Origin of the sequence: Streptomyces sp. CA-135486, assembly GCF_050936555.1 — a bacterium.
Lineage (GTDB): Bacteria > Actinomycetota > Actinomycetes > Streptomycetales > Streptomycetaceae > Streptomyces.
The window spans coordinates 1,542,242-1,564,940 of sequence record NZ_JBNJMM010000001.1 but is presented as its reverse complement, the minus strand read 5'-3'; the positions used below and the strand labels follow the sequence as shown (position 1 = coordinate 1,564,940).

The following is a 22,699-nucleotide window of genomic DNA, read 5'->3' as shown; positions in this document are numbered from 1 at the left end:
GGATCTTCCGATCCGTCCCGGCTCCTACCTCATCTTTCCTATAGCCGCAGGTCAGAGCACTATTGCCCTCCGCCTGCCTCCGTCGGCTTCCTGATCTTTCCCGGTCCTTCCGTCCACTGCGTGTCCACTGAAGGCCAAAGCCTGCCCGTTCTTGCGCGTCGCCGACAGGGTGTGCTCGGGCTTTCTCGCTGGTCGCGGGCTACGTCACGGAAGGGGAGATGAACTCCAGCGCAGCGGAGTGCCTTACCGGCGCAGCAGGTTCTCACCTCCTGTGCCCGGAGGTGGAGCATCGCGGCTTTTCGCAGGTCAGCCGCCTGCGGACAAGAGTATCGAAGTCGACCCGGAGCGGGGCGAGCATGTTCGCCCGGCTGCGTGCTGACAGCCCTGGTCGAGGGCATCACGAAGGCCACTATTGTGACCCGCCTTGATTCCTTGTGAACTTGTCGCATGCACCGCTGGAAAGCGTTGAACGATCGACAGCTCACGCTCCTCAGGAAAGTTGCCGCCGGCGAGGATCCCGGCGCCCAGGATCCGGGCATGCGGCGGTCAACCTATGCGCTGCGCGATCGGGGTCTCGTGACGGTGAGCCGTCGGGGTGGCGGCTGGCGGGCGGAGGTTACTGAGGCAGGGCGGTTCTACCTGCAGCACGGTCGTCATCCGGAGCATCCGGCACACGGGCGCACGGCTGCTGGTGACTCGAAGGCACCGGTTACCGTGGCGAAGGGCAGGGTCCGCGGCTCCACGACAACGACGACAGCTCATGGGAGCAAGCCGGCGACCACCCATAAGAAGCAGCCAACGCCGTACAGCGAAAGGCCCATCCCCGTCGCACGCCGCGCAAAAGCGACCAAGCTCGTGGAGAGATTGGTCGCCGAGCGCCATGTGGTCATATCAGAGCCTGACGAGGATGAGATCACCGAGTGGCGACGTGTCATCGACTTCGCCAAGCGGCACAAACTCGCGCCGGCGGGCAAACGCATCGAGAAGCAGAGACTGTGGAACGCCGGCCGTGATCTGCAAATCTCGTTGGTAGACGGCCCACATGCCAACTCTGGGCGGAGGTCCCCAGAGGAGAACCCGCGGGTTTCAGTCCCCGGGCAGTTGCGCTCGCCGCACCGCGTCGTGGCGGTTTTGCGAGACAGCCAGCGCCGGCTTCTTATGCCGCCCTCTCTGCGTCGCCGCGCTTTGCTGCTGCTGCAAGGGCTCGCAGCAGAGGCGGAACGCCGGGGATACAAGGTACGCGAGCAGCGGGTCCCTGAGCGTGACCATCGTTCAGCGCACTATTACAACGGCCGGTACTTCCCCGCGAGTTGTCGGGAAGGGGTGCTGGAGATCGTTATCGACGGCTTCACCAGCTGCGTCACTATCAAGCAGGAGTTTCCCCAGTCTGCTGATCCAGACCGCTCTCAGCAGCTTGCTCTGGACATCGGGTACAGCCGATCCCAGCGGCAACACCACTGGGGCGACCGCAAGCGGTCGAAACTCGAGGACGTCCTTGGGATCGTGCTCCGGGAACTGGAGACTCGCGCGGTCGAGGAGCAGCAGAGGAAGCTGGATGAGGAACGCGCGAAGGAAGAGCGCCGCATCCGCTGGGAAGCGGCCATGGCTACCGCCAGAGAGAAGGCTGCTCAGGCTCGCTTCGCAACGATTCTCCGTGAGCAGGCAAGGCAGTGGCAGGATGCGCACGCGCTCCGCCAGTACTGCGACGCTCTGGAGCACAGGCTCAATGTAGCGCCAGAAGAGGACGTCGACGTTGAATCGGCTCGCGCCTGGCTGCGGTGGGCACGCGACTACGCGGAGACCCTCGACCCTCTGACACAACTACCGACTATGCCGTCTGGGTTGGCGTTTGAGCCTGAAGATCTCAAGCCGCACCTCAACGGGTGGAGTTCGTACGGACCGGAGGCGCACACGTCTACTTGGAGGTCTTTCTGACGCAACCTCACCTGAGCCTCCGAGAACACTTGCGGCCACCTAACCCGGCCGCTTCTGGCCGGTGCGCGACCAGCCAACGAGAGAGCCTCGGAGTGCGATTACGCAGTTCTTCCGGACATGCCATGCCTATCGAAGGTCCCGGCCAGCTAAGTGGTCACGCCGCAATAGCCTTCACCCCGAGGAATGCCCTCAAGCGCCCCTAGCCTTCCTTGCACCTTCCATCAGTTTACTGCTTGACGAAATAGAGCACTCTGGGAGGGAAGTCGGGTGACGAATGAAATAACCACCAGGTCTGTGACTCCTAACTGTGATCCACAGGCGCGCCACAGAGATGCGAGTTAGACTCTGAAGGTCCGTTAGTCCGCTGAGGCGACAGCGGGGGACTCACATGCCATCGAGCAACACCACGCCACCGCCCGCGGCCGAGCCCGACGAGCCGCCGCAGAATCAGACACCACCGCCCGCGGCCGAGCCCGACGAGCCGCCGCAGAATCAGCGGGATAAGGAGCAGCTCGCGCTACTGGAAGATAGCTTTGAGCAGGTCCTGGACGCCACCAAGCATCAAGACGATAAAATCGGAAGACTCCTTACTGGGATCGCATTTTTGACGGCCGCGACCCTCGCTCTAGCGGCGTTGAATTCCGCTAACTATGCTGCGCGAATGTTCAACGTTCCACCTTTCACGCTACCCCTCGGCCTTGTCTCTATCTCCGTCTTCCTGCTCGGCGTAGCCGTTTCGGTGATACTCCTTCTCGCTGGACTGACGCAGCCTCTTGGGTTGCCTGGAATAACGGACTCGAGGGTTCCAGGGAGCCATATCCGCTACTCTCAGATCTACTTCCTTCACATATCGCAGATGACTAGAGACGAGTGGCAGGAACTGTGGGACCACGAGCCAGAACACCTCAGAAGAAGGCGCATCGAATCCCTAATTAAGGAGATTCACAGTCTCGCCAATCGAACCACATTCAAGCAGGACCGCAGCAGCGAAGGGGTCGCGGTTTTCTCATTCTCGCTACTCGCCTTCGCCGTGTCGGTCATCGTAATAGCTTCCACAGTTGATGAGCCACAAGGTGCGGTTGTAGGCATTGAGCTGTTCGATCGGGTTGCACTAAGCCTGCTCTTTGGGATCTACTTCTGGCTTCAACTTGCTTTGCGCGTTCGGCATGAACGACAGGAAATAATAGGGGTCGAAGAGGCAAGGATTACGACACTTTTTCGACTCAGGAACGCATTTGCAATCACCGCCGCACTCCTTGTTGTGGCGACCCTCATTTTCGCGCGGCCATGGGGTTCTGGAGTTTGGCTCACAGTCATGATTTTTGTGGGCATCACTAATCTTGCACTTCTATGCTGGATAGTCTTGATCGTCTCCTCACGTGACGGTTGGGCAAGATATCGAAAAGCCATTCCCATTGCGGGCACATTGGCCCTCCTCGCCGGAGCAACAGTGAGCGGATTCAATGGCTGGTATGCGGGCCAACTGCTCACTGTGGTGGTTGCTGTACTGACATTGCTCGTGCCCACACTTCTGAGGCCAACCCTCACTGTTGCCAAGTGGCGACGGGACGCACGGACTAGGAATGTGCAACAACCGGAGCAACTACCCGGTGTCCACTAACCCGCTTTCACGAAGCGGGCTGTCCGACAGGTGATCGGCAAAGCAGAAAGTGCCCCTGACCAGCGGTAATGAGGATTGTCTAGGTCCTCGTTCCCGCACCAGCCTGAGGCACTTCCCAGGTGAGTGGGCGTGTCGGGTCCTACCCGGGAATCATTGTTCCCTCCCGCCCTCCTTCGCTAGGGACGCGCGGGCTGTGCCTGATGCGCCTTCCCCGCATTCAAGACGGTGTACTACGGCGATCTCGACAGCGAGTCTCTGACGGGCCCGCTCGAGGCGCTCGCGGTGCTTCTTCAGTGCCTGCCGGGTGTTGTCGAGGGCCGTTGCTTGGCGTGCCTCCAACTCGGTGAGTCTGGCTATCTGCCGTTCGGCGTGAGCAATCTCGTCTGCCCGGAGGAGAGTGGCAGGTCGGCGGGGCGCCGGTCTGCGGGCGGGGGTGCGCTTCTTGTTCAGTTGTGCGCGGGCGAAGTCGAGGAACTCGTCGCGGGGGATGTACTTCACGCGCCTGTCGCCGATACCCGTCAGCAAGACGATCTTCGGGAAGGTTGCGTGGCGCTTGGCCCAGTTGCTGACGGTGGAGCGAGTGACGCCGACGAGGGCTGCTCCGGCGGCGAGGTTGATCAGTTCATCTTCGCGTCCCTTGTACTCGGGGCGGAGCCACGTGACGGACTTCGGGTCGCTCACGCCGCCTCGCTCTCGTGGTACTCCGGGAACAGCGTTTCGATGATCGCTGTCCGATGCTCCGTCCTTGGCGGTTGTACGGCGAGGTCATAGCCACCTCCGGGCGCTTTGCCGGGCAGGTGCCGTTTCTCGATTCCTGTGCGGATGGTGCGCACGGGCCCGCCTCTGTCGAACCAGCCCTTCGGGTACAGGTGCGTGGCGTGGGTGGTCCAGTGCCGGCCTCGGCGTTCGGGAAGCGCCGGGAGGTCGCGCCATCCCTCATGGGTGTGGTCGTGGGCGTCTTCGACGGCTTGGTCGCTTCGTCGGCGGTCGGGGCCTTCCCACGTGCAGCCGAGGCAAGCGCCCCGGTGGAGGTAGGGCCAGATGTCGCCGGATCCGTCCGGGGCGAGGCGGCCCCAGTTGCGGACGAGGACGGTGGGCTGGTGATCGGTGGTCGGTTCGGGCGGCGTGTGACGGGTGAAGCCTGGGTGTCCCCAGGCGATGCGCCAGCGGTCGCGGCTGTTGCTGTTCTTGTCGCGGTAGTGAGGCAGGTAGTCGGTGTGGCATGCGACGGCGCCACGGCGTTCGTCCGATGTCGTCATGGGTCGGTCTCCGGGCGGGTGGCCCCGGCGGTTGCCGGGGCCACGGTTTTGGTCAGGGGGTGTCGAGGTCCGGGCGGCTTGCGGCGAACTCCGCCGCCGCGTCGCGGTACGTCTCCAGAAGCCGGGCCGGGTCGCACTGCATGCGGATGCCGTCGAGCAGCAGCTTGGCCATCGTGTAGCCGGGGTAGATGTCGAGGGCTTCTGTGAAGGCATGGCTGGCGGTGACGGTGTCGCCCTGTCGCCAGGCGACCCAGCCGAGGAGGGTGAGGAGCGGGGGTGCCTTTCCGGTGTGCGGCGGCACACAGCGCCGGGCGATGTAGCCCCACAGCTGCCGCTCGTAGGGAAGGTCGCTGTCCTCGCCGGTGGACAGTGCGGCGTCCCTGGTGTGCGGATCTTGCAAGCCGAGGATGATGCGGGCGGCGATCTCGTCCGTGAGCTGGGGTCGGCCGTTGCGGAAGTCGACCAAGGCTCCCTTGATCAGATCGATGGTGCCGTGGCGGGCGAGGAGCCGTTCCTCTTCGCTGAGGACCTGGTCGTCTTGGTGGCTGGTGGCGGCGTCGAGGGCTTCGCGGTAGCGCACCGCGGTGGTGTCGGTGGTGGGGCGGTATTCGCTGGCGACCTGGACAGCGTGCTGGAGGTGTGCCGCGCGGTGGGCACGGCCCTCGCGGGCGGAGGCTAGCCAGTCTCGGGGGTCTTCGCCGTCGATGGTGCCAAGGTGTATGCCGGTGGCCAGCTCGTAATCGGGGTCCGTGGTGATGGCGTCGCGCAGGGCCAACCGCGCGGCGATGAGGTCTCCTTGCCGCCAAGCGACGAATGCGAACAGCGTCAGGATGGGCACGGCCTCCTGCGTGAACGGTTCGGCGCAGTGCCAGGCAAGGTAGGCCCACAGGCGTCGGGCGTGGGGAAGGTCGCCGTCCTCCGCGCGGGCCACGCCGGCCTCCACGGCGCCGTCGTCCTGAAGTCCGACGATGAGCTGCGTGGTCAGAGCGCGGCTGAGGACGGTCGCCCCGTCACGGAACCGGCTCATGGCGGCGTCGATCTGCTCCAACGTCAACGCGAGCGTGGCGTCGCGTCCAGCGTTGGTCGCGCACCGCGTGTTGAAGTGGTTGGCGGCGGTGTGCAGGTCCTTGAGGAAGTCGGGATCGGCCGTGACCGCCCGGAACTCCTTGATGATGTCGCGGGTGCGGGGGCCGGGAGTGCGCCCGAGGCGGGTCATTTGCGCGACGACGCTGGTGGGATCGTCCGGCGACGGGAGCGGTTCGCCCTCGCAGCACCCGTCGCTGTCGCACTCGTAGGCCCACCACCGGTTCGCGACGAGGCCGATCGTCTGGAGGACGTTGGCGCGGTGCTCCGTGAACTCGTTGGTGAGCCAGGTGCCGATGGGGGCGAGGAGCGCGGCGGTGTCCTCGGGGCTCTGGCCGGGGCGCGGTTCGCGGCAGAGGTAGATGATGACGCCCTCAGCGAGGTCATGGCCGCGGTCGTGGGCGTAGGACACGAACTGGCGGGCAGCGTGCTCGGCGGTGGCCTGCCACTCGGCGCTGTCGTCGGGGAGGGGGCACGTCATGATCGGCCCGTCGTGGAAGTTCGGGCCGGGGGCGTGGAGGGCGATGCTGTCGTCCGGGTAGTGGCCGAGGAGGTACGGCAGGATCTGGGCGAGGTTGGGCAGGCTGGTGACCTGCACGGTGTTGTCGGGGGTGCTCACTTCTGGGTTCCTTCCTTCTGCGATGCGGTGTCGGGCTGCCCGATGCGGGCGGGCGGTGCGGGGGCGGGCATGCCGCGTGGCTTGTTCGTGAGGGCGGGGAGCAGCCGTTCGCGGACGAGCGCGGTGAGGTCTGCGGTCAGGGCTTTGCTCGTGCGGGTGGTCAGGACGGCGTGCCAGGTGCGGCCGGGCTGGAGCCGGGCGTCGTTGGCGGCTTGTGCTTCGGCTTGCTCGATGTCGGTGCCGTCGGGGATCGGCGGCAGGTCGGGGCCTGCGGTGATCCAGGTCTGGATGGCGAGGCCGCGGGGCTGGACGCGGAGGCCGATGCGGTGGCCGTCGGGGTGCTGGTAGACGGCGGTGCGGTCGGGGGTGTCGGTGTCCTCCTTGCTCCACGGCGGGTCGAGGGTGGGGGCGAGCTGGTCGAGGGGCGGCAGGTCGGTCTCATCGCGGGGGCCGGCGAAGGCCGGGCGTCGGCGGCGCGGTGCCGGAGTGGTGCCTGGTCGGTCGAAGGGGTCGGGTTCGGTCACGCGGCGTTCTCTTTGCTGGGCATGAGTTCGTCGAGGAGGGCGAGGGCGCGGCGGTGGGCGATGATCGTGGAGGCGGTCTCCATGTACCGGTCGCGCTGCTCGAAGGCTTCTTTGGCTTCGGCGCGGGTCTTGGCGTAGTCGTCTTCCGGTGCGAGGGAGTCGGCGCAGCCGATGAGGCAGCGTGGGCCGAGGTCCCAGATGATCGCGTTGACGGCGGCGCACCCGGCGGACAGCGAGTCGATGTCGTTGCCGTACCAGTGGAAGTCGTGCGGATTGAGGCCGAGGTCGCGCAGACGTTGGGCGACGGAGCGGAACATCGTGCCGGAGCCGACGGCAGGTTCGCGGAAGGACATGCCTGGCTTGGCGAAGTCCTTGTCCACGGTCATGTTGGCCATCAGGTCGGTGACGCACGCCGGCGTGTGGTACTCGCCGCGCCACTTCTTGTCGCTCTTGTGGCGGAGGCCGGTGAGCAGGGGGCTGAGGACGTCGGCTTCGGAGCGTTGCCAGGGGTCGTCGTGGCCGGTGAGGTCCATCAGGCCGGTGTTGATGGCGGCGCGGGTGACGGCGTGGACGGCGCGGAGCTGCTGCTTGTCGGGGTCGGGGTTCCAGGCCCAGTCGTGGAGGCGTATCGCGCGGTTGATCAGGTCGGGGCGCTTGATCCAGTGGCCGAGGTAGATCTCCTTGAGGAGCTGCGGGAGTTCTTCGGGCTGGAGGTTGAGCACCCAGTCCGCCAGGCCGGGTACGTTGCGCAGCAGGGACAGCCCGGCGACGGTGCCGAGGGGGACGTCGATGCTGCTGCCGCCGAAGGACTGGTACCAGGCATCGAGGACGTTCTCCGCGATCTTGCGGGCGTGCTCGTGCGGGTCGCGCGGGGCGGCGTAGCGGCGGGCGGTGATCTTGCCGGTGGGGCGGGCCTTGGACTTGGGCGGGGGCTTCTTCGCCCACGATGGCGCGGGCCGCGCGGCGGTGGCCGGGGTTGCCGCGCGGGGCAAGAAGTCGTCGGACATGGCTGCGGATTCCTTTCTGCGGGCGCGCATGGGGCCGCCCCGGTGCGCTGGGCGCGGCCGGGGCGGCGTGTGGATGGGGTGGGGAGCGGGATCAGGTGGTCTGCTGGAGGTCCCGGAGGGTGGCGAAGATGCCGCGGACCTCAACGTCGTAGGCAGCGGCGGGGTAACCGGCTTGACGCAGGCCGTTGATGAGGAACATCAGGGCCGCCTCGTCGGTCTCCATGTCCTTGATGAGCTGGTCGAAGCTGGTGTCGCGCAGCTCTTCGGGGCGGTGCTCGTAGCCGATGCGCAGGGTCTCCTCGATCTCGGCGAGGGTCGCGGCGGTCTGCTTGTCGGTGAGGCCGAGCAGCGTGGCCCAGGCCGCCAGAGTCGCGTCGTCAACGGGGAGCTTCACGGGCTGATGCCTTTCTGGTGGGCCGTGCCCGGCCGCAGGGGGCGGCCGGGCACGGGCAGGGTCAAGAGGTGGGGTCGGTGGGGAAGGGGCTGTCCCGGTGGTCGGGGTGGCAGGCGGCGTACAGGCCGCCGGGGAGGCGTTCGGTGATGACGCCCCATCCGGCCCAGCGCATGACGGCGAGGTAGCCGAGATCTCCGCCTGCGAAGCCGGTGCGGCCCTTGGCGCCGGGGTCGGGCGCGATGAACACCCAGCCGGGCAGTTCTCCGGTGTCGTCGGGCAGGACCTGGAAGCCGGGGCGGAGTTCGTGGACGCCGTCGGTGTGGATGGGCGGCAGTCCGGCGGCGGTCAGGATGCGTACGGCGGCCTGGACGTGCGGGTGGCCGTGGCATTCGGGCGGGGTGCCGACGCCGGTGTGGATGGGCCGCTGGTACGGGAGGCGGCCTTCGGCTGCCTTGTAGATGTCCATCAGGAGTTGGGCGTCGCCGCGGCGGCCGGCGTGGCGCATGGCGAGGTTCGCGACGATGGCGATGGAGTGCCGGTCCTGGGTGAACAGGCGGCGGAACTGGTCGAGGGTCATGCCGGTCGTCACTTGCACGCGGGCGAAGGTGCGTGAGGCGAAGCGGACAGCGTGGGCGACGTGTTCGGGGTCGAGCCCTATTTCGTGGGCGAGTTGCCGGACTCCGGGCGAGTAGGTGTCGGTCATGGGTTCTCCAAGAGGCGCTTGCGCGTATGGGTGCGCCCCCGGCGGTTGGCCGGGGGCGCGGGGTGCTGCTGGAGTTCGGGGATGGTTAGCGGCGTCCGCCGCATCCGGCGTGGCCGCAGCCGCCGCAGAAGCCGCCGCTGTTGCACTCGCAGCCGCATCCGCGGTTCGGGATTTCCATTCCAATTCCCCTTCCCCTTCGGGCGTTTCCCGAATTCCTTATTTATATCTTAATGGCAAATACCCCAGAAGCAAGGTATGGCCAACCGAATGCGCATTTAATTTCCGCAATTAAATTCCCTAATCTGCGGCTGCCGGAATGAGATCGGGCCAGCGGACGGCTTCCAGCGCGCGGCGGTGTGAGTCGGGCACGGGCACGGTCGGGTAGCCGAGCCAGTCGAGTCCCATCGCGGCGAGGATCGTGGCGTCCGCCTGGTCGTAGCGGCCCGGCCCTTCACACTGGACGCCGTACCGCTCGACGGCCACCGAGCGCACCATGCCCTTCGCGACGCGGGCCCGGTCCTTGCGCGGGAAGTCCTGCGCCGGGTTGGCCCGACCGGTCGCGTAGATCGTGCGCCCGTGCGGGGTCACGACGGCGTACGGGATGCTGTGGCGCCACAGGTACTGCGTGACCAGCCACCACAGCCCGGCCAGCTCATGGTGCCCGGCCTGCCCTCCCTGGGCGTACGCGGCGCCCTCGACGACCACCAGGTCCGCGCCGTCCTTCACGCTCAGCGCGATGGCCGTGACCAGCCAGTCCAGCCGCTCGTGGCTGCGGCGGCGGCCGGGTCGGTAGGCGCGTGCCCAGTCCGTTCCCGCGATGCCGGTCGAGGTCAGCGACAGGTCGAGGCCGACAACACGCGGCTGCCACTCCCCCTTCTCCTGGACGCTCGGCAGGGTCACCGGGGCGCTTTGGAGTTCGGCGGTCACCGATCACCCTCGCCGGTTGCCGCGCGATGGTCGGTGATAAGCCGGTTGGCCTCAGCCACGGCCGCAGTCTTGGCGCGGGCCGTCCACTCGCCGTCGTAACTGCCGGGCGGCCCCCACAGATACCAGCCGGTGTCGTGGTAACCGTCCTTCGGATTCCTGCGGCGGTAGCTCAGTTCCCACCAGCCGTCGCGCCAGCGCCACAGGCGCTTCGCGTCCGGGTCGGGCACCCAGCCGGCACGCTCGGCCAGGGCCTGGAGACGAGCCACGTCGGTGCGCAGCATCGCCGCTTCGGCGGCGGCGTCCAGGTCGCGCGGAGCGGTGCACTCGCCGCCGCCCGCCTGATGCCCGGGCGAGGAGGGGCGAAGGCCAAGCTGCCGCACGGCCTCGTCCCTCTGTCGCGCGACGCGCCGTAGCAGACGGGCCGCGCCAACCATGCACCGCTCCTCCAGCCACTTCGCCGTGGCATCGATCTCGACGCCCACGGAACGGTCGTTCATCTCGAACTCCTTCGGCGGGGCCGTCTCGACGCGTGCCGGGACGGCCCCTGGTGTGCAGCGGGTTACGGGCGGGCGACCTTGGGGGTCTTGGGGTCCTTCTGGATGCAGTTGCCGGACTCGGGCATCGCCCGGCGGCCCGCGACGAGGCCCTGGAACCGGGCGCCGGGGCGGAACTTCACGACCCGGCGCTCGGCGACCTCCACCGGCTCACCGGTCTGCGGGTTGCGGGCGGTACGGGCCGGGCGCACCTCGGGGGTGAGGCTGCCGAAGCCGGTGACGGAGACGACTTCACCGGCGGCGACGGCGCGCACCATCGCGTCGAGCACGGCCTCCACGGCGTCGGCCGCCTGAGCGCGGTTGCCGGTCGCCTTCGCCACGGCCTGGATGAGCTGGGCCTTGTTCACGGACTTTCCTTTCGATTCGGCTGGGCCGCAGGAGTCAAGGGACGGGCGCGCCACGCGGCGGGCCACGGGTTCAGCCCGTAGCCGGGGTCGGCGACCTGGTCGCACCCCGGAGCACCGGACCTCACATCATGATTCATAAATGTCACCTATCTCGGCTCAGTCGGGCATGCGGACCAGGAACTTGCCAACCGCGAGCACCTGGGAGATGGGCAGGGTGATGGCCGCGTAGTCCGCCGAGATCAGCCGCGGCTCCTCACCGGGCTGGGGCCGGGCGGGCACGACCCACGCCGTACCCGTCCAGTCCGCGTAGCGCGCCCCGACCTCGAGGAACTGCCCGGCGAAAAGGAACAGGCGGGTGCGCAGCGACGAGGACCATCCTTCGCCCGGCACCGAGCCGTCCGAGCCGTGCGGGGTCTGGAGGCCGAGGAAGTCGGGACCGGCGGTCACCAGGGTGCCCACCGACCCCAGAGAGCGGAACTCGATCGCCTCGCCGCTGCCGCCGGCGTTCAGCCACCGGGACAGGTCGTCGGCGCTCAGCTGCACGGGACGACCGTGCAGCGCACCGTGGTCGCGAGCGTCGAGTACCAGGCGCAGCAGGGCGCGCCAGGGCAGGCGGCCGACGTGGGGTGCGGCGGGGATGGTGAGCTGCGCGACGCCCTCGGTGAAGCGGAGCAGTTGGTGGCCGCCACTGGTGAGGTGCTCGACGGTGACGGTGTCGGACGACTCCAGCCAGCCGCGCAGCGCGGTGGCGTCGTCGTAGCCGACGGGGGCCGTCCACACGTCGCCTGCGACGGCAGTGCGGGCGACGGCGAGTGTCCGGTCGCTGTACGCGACGACGTGGAGGTGGCCAGGGGTGCAGTCGAGGATCAGGGCGTCCAGGTCGCCTGCGTCCTCGTCCGCCCGGAAGCGGTGCGGCGCGGCCTGGTCGAGGATGGCCGCCAGGTCGCGGGCCTTGATGGTGAACATGTCGTATCTCCGCAGGAGTTGTAGGGGTGGTGATCAGGCGCCGGAGGCGCGCTTGCGAGCCCGGCGGGCTTGCTGGGCGAGCCGTCCGGCCTCCCGGCACAGGGAGCAGGCGCGCTCCCCGCGCCGGTTGTGGGCACGGGCACCGGCTTCGGTGCCGTGGGTGATCGGGCGTCGGCCGCGCTCGCGTAGTTCGGCGGGCTGAGCGCCTTCGCAAGTCGCGAGGACCTGGCCGTTGCGCCAGAGCCGCCCGCCGCACACGCCGTCGAACAGGCTCGCGCTCGGCATGACCAGGTCGATGCACTGCGACCGGAGCGGGCAGCCCTGGCAGGCCGCGAGGAGGGAGAGAACCAGCGACTCCGTCGGGGCTTCGGCCGCCGTCTCCTCGGACGTGAAGCGGGCGTCCCCGGCGCAGGGGGCCTGGGCGACCCACCCGTTGCCGCTCATCTGCTCCTCTTCCCGTCAGCTAGGCGGTCACCGGCAGCGGCATCAGGCGGACCTGATCGCTGATGCTGGAGCCGTGGGGATGGGCGAAGCCGCGCGGTACGGGCATCAGGTGACGGTCGGCCAGCGACGGGAGGAGGAAGACCTGTGCCACGAGGCGCGTGAGGGCGTCGTCGCACGCGTTGCTGAGCCGGGGCCGGGCCACAGGGACGGGGGCGTCACCGTCCGCCTGTTCCTCGATGACCCCGACGACGCGGCCTCCGCCTGCGCGGCCGTCCACGATGACCGCCGTCGCCGCTGGGTGGTGCCCGCGTATCAGCTGGGCCACGCGGGCGGCGCGGTCGGCCGGGGGCAGCTCCAGAAGCCAGCTGCCGTCCATGCCCGTGTTGCGACGCACGAGCGCCCACACCGGTGAAGTCGGGGGCAGGAGCGCGTACTCGATGTCCAGGGTGATGTCCGAGTCGATCTCGTTGAGCGGATGTCCGGCCTGGGTGCCGTCCCACAGCCAGGGGCACGCTCCCAGCGGGCTCGGCTGCTCGCCGAGCACGCCGTAGACGGAGACGGCGCGGTCTTCGCTGCTGCGGTCGATGGCCACGTAAGCGGCCTCGGGGCAGCGGGCGCGGATCTTGGCGGCGAGGTGATCGATGATGGCCAGGCAGTGGGCTTGCTCGGCTCGACGGAGCGCGAGCGACAGCTCCTCTCGCTGCTGAGCGAGGATGGCCACCTGGTGGTGCGCTGCCGGTTTCATGGCAGGGTGTCCCTTCTTCTTTGGGGTATGGGGGTCAGGCGAGGACGGGCTTGAGGCGTTCGCCCAGCCACCGCGCGACGTTGACGCTCACCGCATTGCCGGCCTGCTGGGTCTGGGCGGCCTTGGAACCGACAACCTCGTAGGTGTCGGGGAACCGCTGACCGCGCAACTGCTCGCGGGGCTGCAACATGCGGAAGTGGCAGTCCTCGATGGCGGGCGCGCTGCGCACGACGGCCGCAGAGTCGCGGGTCGACAGCGTGTGCAGGGGCTCAGCCGCGCTCTTCGGCGCTGCCTTGCGGTACGGGATCACCAGCGTGTTGCGCGCCCGGGTGCGGGCATCACGGTCGGGCACGACCAGGCCATGGTGGCGGGCCGTGGCGATGGTGCTCAGCGGGGCGTCGATCGGCGCGGCGTCGCAGTTGTTGCGGAACTCCACGATGAACGGGTCCACCGTGACGAGGGCTTCGCTCTCCCGGGTGGTGCGGGTGCGCATCGGCTCCCCGACGGGCGAGGCCGTGTCGTTCCACGAGCCGCCGACCGGCACCAGCAGGGCTTCGCCGAGCTTGGCCGTGCGGGTGGGCAGCGGCCGGGTGTGCGGGACGAAGGCCCGGTCGGTGCCGTCCTTGCCGTGCGTAAGCGTGACGACGGACGGCTGGTGGGGGAACTTCGCCAGTCCGGCCGCGATGCGGCGCATGGTGTTGGGCACCAGCGGGCGGGCGCGGTCCCCGATGCGCTGGCCGATGTCGTCCCACATGATCACGTCGGAGGCGGGCCGGACGTACGGCTCCACCAGCGCGTGGCGGCAGCGCCTGTTCGGGCAGCGATAGTCGTACTGCTGCTGGTACTTGCCGACCTTCACCCGCGGGTCACGCCAGCTCTGGCGCGCTTTGACGTCCCGCCCGCACTCGAAGCAATAGGCCAGCGGGCGAGGGGCGAGGTCAGGTCGGCGGATCCCTGTGAGGGTGAAGACCAGGTACACGCGGTCGCGCCATTGCGGGGCGTATGGATTGGTCTCCGACCCGATGTGCGCGGAGGACACGGAGACGATCTGGACGCGGTAGCCGAGCTTCTTCATGGCGCGGATCCACTCGGGGAACAGCAGCCAGTCGGTGATGAACTCGACGACGTTCTCCACGACGACGCACGGGAACCGCTTTGCCTCGGCGGCGCGCAGCACGCACCAGGCGGTCACCCGGGTCATCTCGAAGGCTTCTGGGGGCAGTTCGCGCCACTGCTCCTCTTCCTCGAACAGCGCGTCCTGCGCCGGGTCGGGCCGCTTCTTCCCGCCGGCGGGGCTGACCTCGGTGCAGATGACGCTGGCCCACAGCACGAGGGCCTTCGGGAGCCAGCGCATGGGGTAGTTCTGGATGTCGGCGCAGCGCGCCGCCGCGTTCGGGTGGTTGAGCCCGAAGGTGTCGACGGCGGTCTGCCAGTGGTTGATGCCGAGGATGGGGTCGAATCCGGCTTCCAACAGGCCGGTGGCATCTCCGCCCGCTCCGCAGAGCAGGTGGATGGATCGGGGCACGGTCTTGGGTCTCCAGGCGGTGGGGCCGCCCGGCCCGGATGGTGGGCCGGGCGGCCGTGGTCAGGACTCGTCGGAGGCGCGTAACGCGCGGTGGTGGCGGCTGTCCTCGACGCCGAGGGCGGTGAACCCCAGCAGGCCGAGGGCGCACACGATCAGCAGCCAGATCACCGGTCCGCGCCCCCGGTGGGGCGCGGTGCGCGGCGCTGCCGGTCAGTCATCGCTGCGGGTGACGCGGAGGGTGCAGATGTGCCCGACGTTCTCGAACAGCGCCAGCGGGTAGTCGCTCTCGGGCCGCTGCCACACGCGCCGGTAGCCCTCGTGGTCCATGAGTCGCTGTGACCACTCCCAGAACCGGGCGATGGCGGTGGCCGCTCCCTCGATCCCGCCGGTCTGGTTGTGGCAGGCGCCGTACGGCGCGAGGTGGCTGGCCGAGACGATGAGCCGGGGCGCGCGGTTGGGCACGTCAAGGGCGTCGACGCGCATCAGCAACGGGATGAGGCTGTTGCCGTGGTGGCGCTGGGGGCCGTTGGGAGTGGAGTCGTACAGGACGGTGTGCTTGCTCGGGGCCTGTGCGTCTTGCCGGACGGCCGTCCACCCGTTCACCTCGGCGGGGTCGGCGGGCAGGCTGTGTTCTGAGGCGATGATCAGCTCTGTGCCGTCGCCGAGGTCGGCGCGGACGTGGAACTCGCCTCCGGCGGTCTCGATGTCGGTGACCCATCCCGCGTAGCGCAGCGGCGTGATGACGTGGCCGTAGCTGTGGAAGAGCCGCTGCCACAGCGGGTCGGTGGTGCGGTTGTGGTCGGGCAGAGCCGCGATGGTGGTGGTCATGTGCTGGTCTCCAAGAGGGTGTGCACGGCGGGCGCCACTGAAAGGACGCCCGCCGTTGAAAAATGTCACCTATCTCAGGTGAAGCGAATGTCAGAGGGTGGGCAGTTCGCTGCGGGCGAGGATCTGCACCGACCACATCCGGCCGCCGCGGGTGACGACGCAGCCGATCGCCCGCCCCTCGTGGGGCAGGACGAAGCCGCTGCCACCTTCCTCCTTGCTCAGGTCGGTGACGAGTTCGTGGACGCCGTGCTCGGCACACTCGGCCGAGCAGTACAGGTGGTCGCCGAGGCGCGGCGCGACCGGCGCGCCGTGGATGACTTCGGCGACCACGACGTAGGCGTCGGGGGATGGGGTGAGCGTGTCACTCAAGGTTTCTCCAAGAGGTCGGTGAGTTCGGCGAGTTCCGAACTCATACTTATATCTTAATGGCGTACACCGGGGCGTCAATGTTGCCGATCTCGTGAACGCCCCTGCTGCTGACGAGAGTTGGCCCCCTCTTCGCGCCCCATTCGTGCCAGCTCTCGCACTCGTTGGCGGGCCATCTCCAGAGCTTGCGGGTCCGTTGCCGCAACGCGCCGCTCCTGCTCGGCGAAGAACTGCCGTAGCCAGTCCTGCTGCTGGCGGTGCTCGCGGTCGGCCGCTTCGCGCCGCGCCTGCTCCCTCCCGGCACGCGGGTTCGTCCCGCACCCCCGGCAGTTGCTCACCGGCTCGGCGTGCTTCGGGCAGCCCGCCCGCTGCGACTGTCCACGCTCCGCCTCCGGCTCCCCTGCGGCGTCAGCCGTGGGGGTAGGGGGGTTAGGAAGAGAAGAGGAAGAAGAAGGAAGAGAAGGGGTTTCCCCAGGGGAACCCGCCCGGTTTCCCGAGGGCAACCCACTGGGTTCCCCCAGGGCAACCCTGCCTGGAGCGTCATCAGGGTTCCCCTGGGGCAACCCTGGCTCCGAAGCGGCCTCGGCGGCGGCCCGTGCCTCTTCCCGTGCGGCGACATCCTGTTGTGTCCGGGCCGCCGCCGACGGCTTGCGGCGCGCGGCATTGCGGGCCAGCCGGGGGTTGGTCGGGGCACGCTGCGCCGCCCGGCGCCGCTCGATCAGCTCCTCCGTCGACGGGATGGGCGGCACGCCGTGCGGGAACACCCGGTACTCGGCACGACGGCCGACACGTCCGACCGTGACCCGCTCGACCAGACCGAGGCCGACGAGCTGCGTCACCACCGTGATGACCTGCTTCTCCCCTACGCCGGCCCAAGCCATCATCCGCTCCAGGCCCGGCCGGGCCAGCCGGGTCTGGTCGTCGGCCGAGTCCGCGATCTTCATGAGGACCAACTTCTGCGTGGTGTTGATCACCTCCTTCGGCAGGTAGGCGGCCACCACCATCAGTTGGATGCTCACCGGCACCTCTCCGTGTTCCGTCCGTTCCCACCGCGCCGGGGCGGAGGCGGAGCACGCCGGCTCCGCCCCCGCCCGGTGGCGCGATCAGGGCTTCTTGCGCGCGGTGACGTTGATGCTCACCGCGGTCCGCCGGTCGTGGTCGAGGCGCGTGGGCACGGGGATGCCCACCTCCTTCAACGTCGCCTTCATCGACGCCGCGTCGGGCACCATCGGCACCTCCAGCCCTGCACGGCGGTACAGCGCGACCATCGCCTCGACGTCATCGACCTTGGTCGGGTTGCCACCGCTCCACTTCAGGACGTTGTCGCCGTAGACGCCCGGCTCGGAACCGTCGAGCTGGGCGCGCAGGAACTTCTGCCGGTCCTTGAGCGGCTTGATCTGCTCGGAGACCTCGGCGTACTCGGCAAGCGCCTTCGCGCGTTCCTCGTCGTCGTGGACGAGCTGACTCTGCGGGGAGCGCCCGGCGACAAGCGGCCCCCAGCACGCAGTGCGGAACGGGCAGTGGTCGCAGATCGCGGAGATGCCCGGCCCCTGAAAGGTGCGCGGCAGCTCCTCCGGGGAGGCGGCGGCCCGCACCTGCTGAACCCACCAGCGGGCACGGCGGGCCCGGTCGGCCTCGTAGGCGATCTCCTGAACGTGGTCGTCACCCGAGTCGCGGTTGATGAACCGGAAGCGGATGCGAGCGACCGGCACCGGCCCTAGGTGAGCAAGCTGCCGCTGGCCCCGGACGCTGGCGAAGCCTTCCGTGCCGAGCAGATCGGCGTACAGGTACACCTGCCGCAGCTCCGCCTCGCTCGCGCCGTACCGCAGGACGCTGTCCCACTGGTACGTGCTCTTCGTCTTCACGTCCTCCACGGTCGTCTCCTCGGCCGGGAGCGTGGGGCGCAGGCGCTTGGGGAGCCGGGCGGCGGTGGCGCTGTCGAGCTGGACGGCGTCGATGTGTCCCCGGACGGTCTCGTCCTCGACGCGGCGCTCGACGAGCCAGCCGTACTCCTCGCGAGCGGCCTCGAGTATCCCGGCGTGCAACCAGGTCCCGAGGATCGCCTTCCGCTTCTCACCGACGTCAGTCGGGGTGCGGCCGTGCAGAAGGTACCCGGCCCGGCGTGCGCACACGGTGTCGCTGGCGCCGAGCTTGGTCTGCTGGGAGCGCGGACGGCGTGCGTCCGCCGCGTGAGCGGCGGGCCACAGGCTGACGGGTCGTCTCTCCAGTGCGATGGCCATAGTGGTCACGGTGTTCTCCAAGAGGATGGGGTGCCGCCCACCGACAGCGGGCGGCACGCGGTGTCGTCAGGGGTCAGGAGGCGCGGCGGGACGCGGAGGCCCGCTTACGCGGGGTGCGCTTCGCCGGGGCCGGGGCCTCGTCGGACTCTGCGGCGGTGTCCGGCTTGGCCTCAGGGGTGGCCTTCTTCGCTGCACGCGCCCGCTTCCTCGGCGCGGGCTTGTCCGTGCTCTCGTCCTGGCCCACGGCCTGGGAATCCTTGGCTGACTCGTCCTTCGCGTCGCCGCCCTTGTCGGCGCCCGCTTCGAGTCCGGCGGCCTCGCGCAGGCGTCGGGTCGCCTCTTCCGCCTCGCGGACGACGGCTTCGGCGTCGGCCCGCGCCATCTCCTCGTCCACGTAAACGCCGGACAGGTCCTGCGGTGCGGCCATGCGCAGCGCGCCGGCCTCGGCGCACTTGCGGAGCATGTGGGCGGGCATCTGCTGCCACATCTTCGCCACGACGTACGCGCCCTGCTTGCGGTCGTAGTACGTCGGGGCGAACTCGTCCCAGCGGGCGATGAACGGGAACCGGGCGTTGCCGCGCAGGACGGTGACCTTGACCGCGGCCGGGTACGCCTTGGACAGCCAGACCTCGTGGGCGTTGCCATCGGAGTCGTAGTAGACGGTGTCCTCGTACGAGATGGACTCCCCCGCCGTGATAGCCGCGCGGTGGGCGACCGTGCGGAAGCCGTCGATACCGGTCTGGATGGTCCAGGTCTTCTCCGGCTCGTCGGGATTGTCGGCGGCCTTCCAGTTGGTACGGCCGATCATGTAGATCTGCCGCGCGAACGGGTCGAGGCCGGACCGCACGCAGAAATGGAAGAACAAAGCCAGCTGGGCACGCGGCGCCTGGGCGAGTCCGGGGCTGATCAGCGATAGCGCGGCCACCTGACGTGCGTCGAACTCCACTTGGTCGGCGCGCAGCACAACGGCGCTCTGGGACACGCTGCGTTCGGGCAGCACCACGGTGGCGGTCAGGGCCGGGGCGCTGGACGGACCGTCGTCGCCCTGCTGCTCGGTCGGTTGATTCATGGGTCGTTCGTCTCCAAGAGAACTGGTTCAGTCAGTCCGCAAGGCGCGGACCTCGAACGCGCCCGCCCACTCGGGGTGGCGCTCGATGAGAAGCCGGACGTACCGGCTGCGGAAGTTGTTGTTGAGGCGGAACTCATCGCCCTCGGTCGCCGTGACGTAGCGCCAGCGCAGGACCTCGAAGAGCATCCCGATGCCGACACGGCTCGCGCCGCGCTTCAGGTAGTCGGCAGTCAGGGCCTCCAACGCGCGCAGCACCCAGGGGTTGAGCTCGTGGAATGTCTCGAACTGGGCCTGGATCGACGCCGACTGGCCGTCCGGCTGCCTCACGGCGTGGATGACCAGACCCGGTATCTCGTCCTGGACGGCTGCCACACCCACCCCCTAGTGACTTCTTTCAAGAATGTCACCTATCTTGAGGGTCGGCGGACAGATGATCAACCCCACCGGCTACAGGCGCGACTTCACGCACTCAACCCGAGATCAGACAGAGGTCCGCTCGGCCGCCTCCTCCATGCGCGCCTCGCGAGCCTCGTTGGCCGCCGATGCGGCCCGCAGGGCGTCGATGGCGACGTTGGACTCGGGATGCTTGAGGACGTAGAGCGAGAGGGCTCCTTCGACGACCAGGGCCTCACTGGCATTCATGACCGCGACCTCGCCGCCGCCCGGTGTGGCGATGAACTGCACTGCTGCCTCCTCGATGAACTGCGGACCCCCGCAACGGGGATTACTTATATCTTATTTGCAATTCGAGGCTAAGTACAGTGTTTGCGCAGGTCAGAGGGCCTTCCGGGCATGGCGGCCTCGGGTCAGTACGCGACTGCCGGGCCCGTCGTAGGTGCCGTCGCGCAGGGCGGCGACGACCTCTTCGTCCACGTCCCAGGACAGGCTCCGTGCGCTCTCGCGGAGCTTCGGGACAGCTTCGAGGACGGTCTCCAGCATCCAGAGCATTGACCCGGACAGCAGCCAGTCGTGCTCCGGGAACCGCCCTGTGGCGATGGTCGTCGCCAAGTTGCCCTGCGCGGGCAGGTGGAACAGCTCGATGATCTCCTGCTGGCCGACGATCGGCGGCAGTTCATCCCCCAGGTCCGGCTCCCAGCCCTCTCCCTGCTCCGCGATGATCCGCGCCTTCACGTCCAGGTCGACCTGGCGGAAGCGCGCGGTGGTCGCTCCCCACCCGGCCGCGAAGCCGAGCGGCCAGTACCGCACCCCGCTGACGACGATGGCGGTCTCCGGATCCAGCACGCTGCCGCGGCTCGGCGACAGCCACTGCGCGACCTGCTTCGGATCGACGCGGTACAGCGCGGCGAACTCCTGGTGCCCGACCAGATACGGCTTGCCCCGACTCATCCCCGTCCTCCGGTGTCTGCCCTGGATGCAGGGGGCAGCGTAGCCGTACGCGCACGCCGGCGTACGCGGCGGCCGCTGCTATGGTGGCGGCGGTCTTTTCTCCAAGAGGCCAAACGGCCCCCGCTTCGGCGGGGGCCGTGTGCGTTGCCGCGCGCTCTACGCGGTCTTGCCCTCGGGCTGGTCGGCGGTGGAGCTGAGCCGGGTCGAGCCCTGCTCCTTCGCCTGCCGCGTGAACCGCAGGGCGTGGACGGTGCGCCCGCCGGTCACCTCGCGGAAGGCGGTCGCCACCTCGGCCTTGGTCAGCCGCCGCCCTTCCAGCGTGAACAGCGGTCCGTCCGTACGGGCCCCGATCAGCTCGCGCAGCGTGTTGGCCGCCGACACGGTGATCCCGGCCTCGTAGACGTCGGCCTCGTTCGCGTGCCGGATGACGACCAGACGGTCATCCAGCTCCGCATCCGGCACGTCGAATGTCAGGACCTCGTCCAGCCGGACCTCCGACTCCCAAAGCAGTTGCCACACCGCGCGGATGGCAGCCGGGACCGCCTGGTTCGCGAGCGCGGTGTCCACCTCCAGGTCGCTGACGAGCAAGCTTGTCGTATCCATCATGACCCCCAGGCCGCAAGAACAAGTGCGCCCTCACGCTATGCGCGCCGTCGGACAACACCGCTTGACAGCCTGAGTGTTCGTCTCAGCCGCGGGCCAGGCTGAAGACGGTGAGGACCACCGCGGTGATGCTGGCCAGTACGGCGACGGTCGGCAGCGGCCACCTGGTCTTCTCCAGGGCGCTCACCCTTTCCTCCAGGTCCTCCAGGGCCTTGTCCGTTTGGTCGCTGCGCTGGACGAGCAGCGCCAACTGGCCGTCGATGCGCGCGAAACCGACCTCCAGCGCCTGGCGCAGCTCCGCCAGGGCGAGCGCGACCTGTCCTTCGGGCACGGTCCGTCCTCCTGTTCTCTCGCTGACCGGCGGTCAGTGCTTGGGCGTGGCCGGGTCGCGCTTGAGCGGGAGCCACGAGGCTGTTCCGGGCCTGCCCAGGACGGTGCCGAGGGTGGACTTCAACGCGCTGAGCGCCGCCGGTATCGCGGAGACCGCGGCAGCCTGCCACGCCGACAGGGACACCATGTCCGTCGTGCTGGAAGCTGCCATCAGGCCCAGCAGCGACTGGAGGTAGGTCGCAACAGTGCGCTCGGCAACGTCGGCAAGGGCCTGCGGCATCGGGTCGTGCTCCTGGTTCGGAGTGGTGGGGGTCGGGTCGGCGGCACCGGCGGGGCGCGGGACGCGCAGGTCCGCCCAGGTTTGCGGGCCGGGAATGCCGTCGGCGTCGGCGCCGTGGTGGCCGCGCTTGATCTGGTAGGCCGCGTAGGAACGGCGGTGCGCGTCGCTCCACACCGGGCCGGGCGGCGTGTCGTAGGAGTCACAGCCCTCGGCGATCAGCCGCTTCGCCATCGCGGCGATCACTGGGGAGGAGCGGCCCTCGCGGAAGAACTGCTTGCCCGGGTACGCCGCGTACTTCGGTGTCGGCTTGGGCTTCGGCTTGGGCTTCGGCTTGGGCTTCGGGCCGGGCTTCGGCTTACCGCCGTCCTTGAGGTGTCGAGCGACCCGGGCGCGGAAGTCGTCCATGTCGATGCCGCCCGGGTCCGGCTTCCCCGGCTGCCACTCCTTGTGGCCGATGACGGAGTGCTCGTTCCAGCCGTGCGCACGGCAGATGGCCGCCGCCGCCCGCGCCATCGCGTCGAGCTGGGCCGCCGGCCACGGCTGACTCCCGGAGTTGATGCACTCGAAGCCGTAGAAGTGCCGGTTGCCGTCGGTATCCGCTTCGTTGTCGCGCGGGAGGTCGCTCTTCTCCGCGATGACCGCGAGCAGGACGTCCGTGTCCCCCATGCCAGCGTGATTGGTCCGGCCGTAACCGACCAGGTGGATCGTCCCGGATCGGTCGATGACGCCATGGCACAGGGGACCTGGGAGATCCTGGTAGCCGACGCGGCACAGCTCCACCATGTCCTTCTCAGAGCTGTATGGCCCGGTGTGGTGGATCATGACCCCGTTCGCGGGGCCCCAGTTGCCGTGGGTGTTCCGGTTGTGGGTGCGCCATTTGCCGTGCTCAACCACGCCGAGCCCGGCGCCCTTCAGCACGGACAGGAACCTGTCCGCGCTCAGCGGTGTAGCCACGCGCTTCGTCCTTCTCCCCTGCGCCGGAT

General features: G+C 68.7%; 26 protein-coding genes and 1 pseudogene. 2 read left to right on the top strand and 25 right to left on the bottom strand.

All coding sequences use genetic code 11. The annotated features are described in order from the left end of the window. Positions 1 to 447 precede the first annotated feature (447 nt). Positions 448 to 1,935 carry a hypothetical protein gene (locus tag ACQEVG_RS06965; protein ID WP_432978595.1) on the top strand — a complete coding sequence of 496 codons (1,488 nt, stop codon included), beginning with the start codon at positions 448 to 450 and terminating at the stop codon, positions 1,933 to 1,935. A 388-nt stretch (positions 1,936 to 2,323) separates the two neighbouring features. Continuing rightward, the gene (locus ACQEVG_RS06960) at positions 2,324 to 3,556 is read left to right on the top strand and encodes a hypothetical protein (protein ID WP_432978592.1); all 1,233 of its coding nucleotides are present in this window, start codon (positions 2,324 to 2,326) and stop codon (positions 3,554 to 3,556) included. 150 nt (positions 3,557 to 3,706) lie between these two features. Here the strand turns inward: ACQEVG_RS06960 and ACQEVG_RS06955 are convergent, their stop codons facing one another. The 25 genes and pseudogenes from ACQEVG_RS06955 to ACQEVG_RS06835 form a co-directional block, all read right to left on the bottom strand. After that, the gene (locus tag ACQEVG_RS06955) at positions 3,707 to 4,237 is read right to left on the bottom strand and encodes a hypothetical protein (protein WP_432978589.1); all 531 of its coding nucleotides are present in this window, start codon (positions 4,235 to 4,237) and stop codon (positions 3,707 to 3,709) included. After that, positions 4,234 to 4,815, bottom strand: a complete 582-nt coding sequence (locus tag ACQEVG_RS06950; protein WP_432978586.1) for a DUF6349 family protein — start codon at positions 4,813 to 4,815, stop codon at positions 4,234 to 4,236. Before ACQEVG_RS06950 ends, ACQEVG_RS06955 begins: the two co-directional genes overlap by 4 nt. A 52-nt stretch (positions 4,816 to 4,867) precedes the next feature. Further along, complete coding sequence (locus ACQEVG_RS06945; RefSeq protein WP_432978583.1) at positions 4,868 to 6,517, bottom strand: DUF4192 family protein; 1,650 nt, start codon at positions 6,515 to 6,517, stop codon at positions 4,868 to 4,870. Then, positions 6,514 to 7,041 carry a hypothetical protein gene (locus ACQEVG_RS06940; RefSeq protein ID WP_432978580.1) on the bottom strand — a complete coding sequence of 176 codons (528 nt, stop codon included), beginning with the start codon at positions 7,039 to 7,041 and terminating at the stop codon, positions 6,514 to 6,516. Before ACQEVG_RS06940 ends, ACQEVG_RS06945 begins: the two co-directional genes overlap by 4 nt. Further along, positions 7,038 to 8,048 (bottom strand): N-6 DNA methylase, encoded by a 1,011-nt coding sequence (locus tag ACQEVG_RS06935; protein WP_432978577.1) that lies wholly within the window; start codon positions 8,046 to 8,048, stop codon positions 7,038 to 7,040. Before ACQEVG_RS06935 ends, ACQEVG_RS06940 begins: the two co-directional genes overlap by 4 nt. A gap of 91 nt (positions 8,049 to 8,139) precedes the next feature. Then, positions 8,140 to 8,442 (bottom strand): hypothetical protein, encoded by a 303-nt coding sequence (locus ACQEVG_RS06930; protein ID WP_432978574.1) that lies wholly within the window; start codon positions 8,440 to 8,442, stop codon positions 8,140 to 8,142. A gap of 61 nt (positions 8,443 to 8,503) precedes the next feature. Then, positions 8,504 to 9,145 carry a hypothetical protein gene (locus ACQEVG_RS06925; protein ID WP_432978571.1) on the bottom strand — a complete coding sequence of 214 codons (642 nt, stop codon included), beginning with the start codon at positions 9,143 to 9,145 and terminating at the stop codon, positions 8,504 to 8,506. A 297-nt stretch (positions 9,146 to 9,442) separates the two neighbouring features. Beyond that, complete coding sequence (locus tag ACQEVG_RS06920; protein ID WP_432978568.1) at positions 9,443 to 10,072, bottom strand: hypothetical protein; 630 nt, start codon at positions 10,070 to 10,072, stop codon at positions 9,443 to 9,445. After that, entirely contained in the window at positions 10,069 to 10,569 is a 501-nt protein-coding gene (locus ACQEVG_RS06915; RefSeq protein ID WP_031477205.1) for a hypothetical protein, read from the bottom strand. The genes ACQEVG_RS06920 and ACQEVG_RS06915 overlap by 4 nt, the downstream gene beginning before the upstream one ends. A gap of 62 nt (positions 10,570 to 10,631) precedes the next feature. Then, entirely contained in the window at positions 10,632 to 10,973 is a 342-nt protein-coding gene (locus ACQEVG_RS06910) for an HU family DNA-binding protein (RefSeq protein WP_432978564.1), read from the bottom strand. A gap of 156 nt (positions 10,974 to 11,129) precedes the next feature. Continuing rightward, positions 11,130 to 11,939 (bottom strand): hypothetical protein, encoded by an 810-nt coding sequence (locus ACQEVG_RS06905; protein ID WP_432978561.1) that lies wholly within the window; start codon positions 11,937 to 11,939, stop codon positions 11,130 to 11,132. Between the two features lie 33 nt (positions 11,940 to 11,972). Beyond that, positions 11,973 to 12,383 carry a hypothetical protein gene (locus tag ACQEVG_RS06900; RefSeq protein ID WP_432978558.1) on the bottom strand — a complete coding sequence of 137 codons (411 nt, stop codon included), beginning with the start codon at positions 12,381 to 12,383 and terminating at the stop codon, positions 11,973 to 11,975. Between the two features lie 19 nt (positions 12,384 to 12,402). Beyond that, entirely contained in the window at positions 12,403 to 13,128 is a 726-nt protein-coding gene (locus ACQEVG_RS06895) for a hypothetical protein (protein ID WP_432978555.1), read from the bottom strand. Positions 13,129 to 13,162: 34 nt separating this feature from the next. Further along, complete coding sequence (locus tag ACQEVG_RS06890; RefSeq protein WP_432978552.1) at positions 13,163 to 14,653, bottom strand: DNA cytosine methyltransferase; 1,491 nt, start codon at positions 14,651 to 14,653, stop codon at positions 13,163 to 13,165. A 210-nt stretch (positions 14,654 to 14,863) separates the two neighbouring features. Next, positions 14,864 to 15,481, bottom strand: coding sequence for a hypothetical protein (locus ACQEVG_RS06885; protein ID WP_432978549.1), 618 nt, complete (start codon positions 15,479 to 15,481; stop codon positions 14,864 to 14,866). 90 nt (positions 15,482 to 15,571) lie between these two features. Beyond that, positions 15,572 to 15,850 carry a hypothetical protein gene (locus ACQEVG_RS06880; RefSeq protein WP_432978546.1) on the bottom strand — a complete coding sequence of 93 codons (279 nt, stop codon included), beginning with the start codon at positions 15,848 to 15,850 and terminating at the stop codon, positions 15,572 to 15,574. A 74-nt stretch (positions 15,851 to 15,924) separates the two neighbouring features. Further along, positions 15,925 to 16,866 (bottom strand): helix-turn-helix domain-containing protein, encoded by a 942-nt coding sequence (locus tag ACQEVG_RS06875; RefSeq protein ID WP_432978543.1) that lies wholly within the window; start codon positions 16,864 to 16,866, stop codon positions 15,925 to 15,927. Between the two features lie 84 nt (positions 16,867 to 16,950). Then, positions 16,951 to 18,087 carry a PD-(D/E)XK nuclease family protein gene (locus ACQEVG_RS06870; RefSeq protein WP_432978540.1) on the bottom strand — a complete coding sequence of 379 codons (1,137 nt, stop codon included), beginning with the start codon at positions 18,085 to 18,087 and terminating at the stop codon, positions 16,951 to 16,953. A gap of 73 nt (positions 18,088 to 18,160) precedes the next feature. Continuing rightward, a complete protein-coding gene (bet, locus tag ACQEVG_RS06865) occupies positions 18,161 to 19,156 on the bottom strand; it encodes a phage recombination protein Bet (protein ID WP_432978537.1) in 996 nt (331 codons plus the stop codon). A 27-nt stretch (positions 19,157 to 19,183) separates the two neighbouring features. After that, positions 19,184 to 19,528 carry a hypothetical protein gene (locus ACQEVG_RS06860; RefSeq protein ID WP_158751397.1) on the bottom strand — a complete coding sequence of 115 codons (345 nt, stop codon included), beginning with the start codon at positions 19,526 to 19,528 and terminating at the stop codon, positions 19,184 to 19,186. A gap of 108 nt (positions 19,529 to 19,636) precedes the next feature. After that, the gene (locus ACQEVG_RS06855) at positions 19,637 to 19,840 is read right to left on the bottom strand and encodes a hypothetical protein (RefSeq protein WP_389063194.1); all 204 of its coding nucleotides are present in this window, start codon (positions 19,838 to 19,840) and stop codon (positions 19,637 to 19,639) included. Positions 19,841 to 19,930: 90 nt separating this feature from the next. Further along, positions 19,931 to 20,503 carry a hypothetical protein gene (locus ACQEVG_RS06850; RefSeq protein WP_432978533.1) on the bottom strand — a complete coding sequence of 191 codons (573 nt, stop codon included), beginning with the start codon at positions 20,501 to 20,503 and terminating at the stop codon, positions 19,931 to 19,933. A gap of 156 nt (positions 20,504 to 20,659) precedes the next feature. Further along, positions 20,660 to 21,109, bottom strand: a complete 450-nt coding sequence (locus ACQEVG_RS06845; protein ID WP_432978530.1) for a hypothetical protein — start codon at positions 21,107 to 21,109, stop codon at positions 20,660 to 20,662. Positions 21,110 to 21,191: 82 nt separating this feature from the next. Next, positions 21,192 to 21,437: a hypothetical protein gene (locus ACQEVG_RS06840; protein WP_019753491.1), complete on the bottom strand. Its 246-nt coding sequence runs from the start codon at positions 21,435 to 21,437 to the stop codon at positions 21,192 to 21,194. Positions 21,438 to 21,767: 330 nt separating this feature from the next. Then, positions 21,768 to 22,670, bottom strand: a pseudogene (locus tag ACQEVG_RS06835) (peptidoglycan-binding protein); the annotation flags it as partial. Positions 22,671 to 22,699 lie beyond the last annotated feature (29 nt).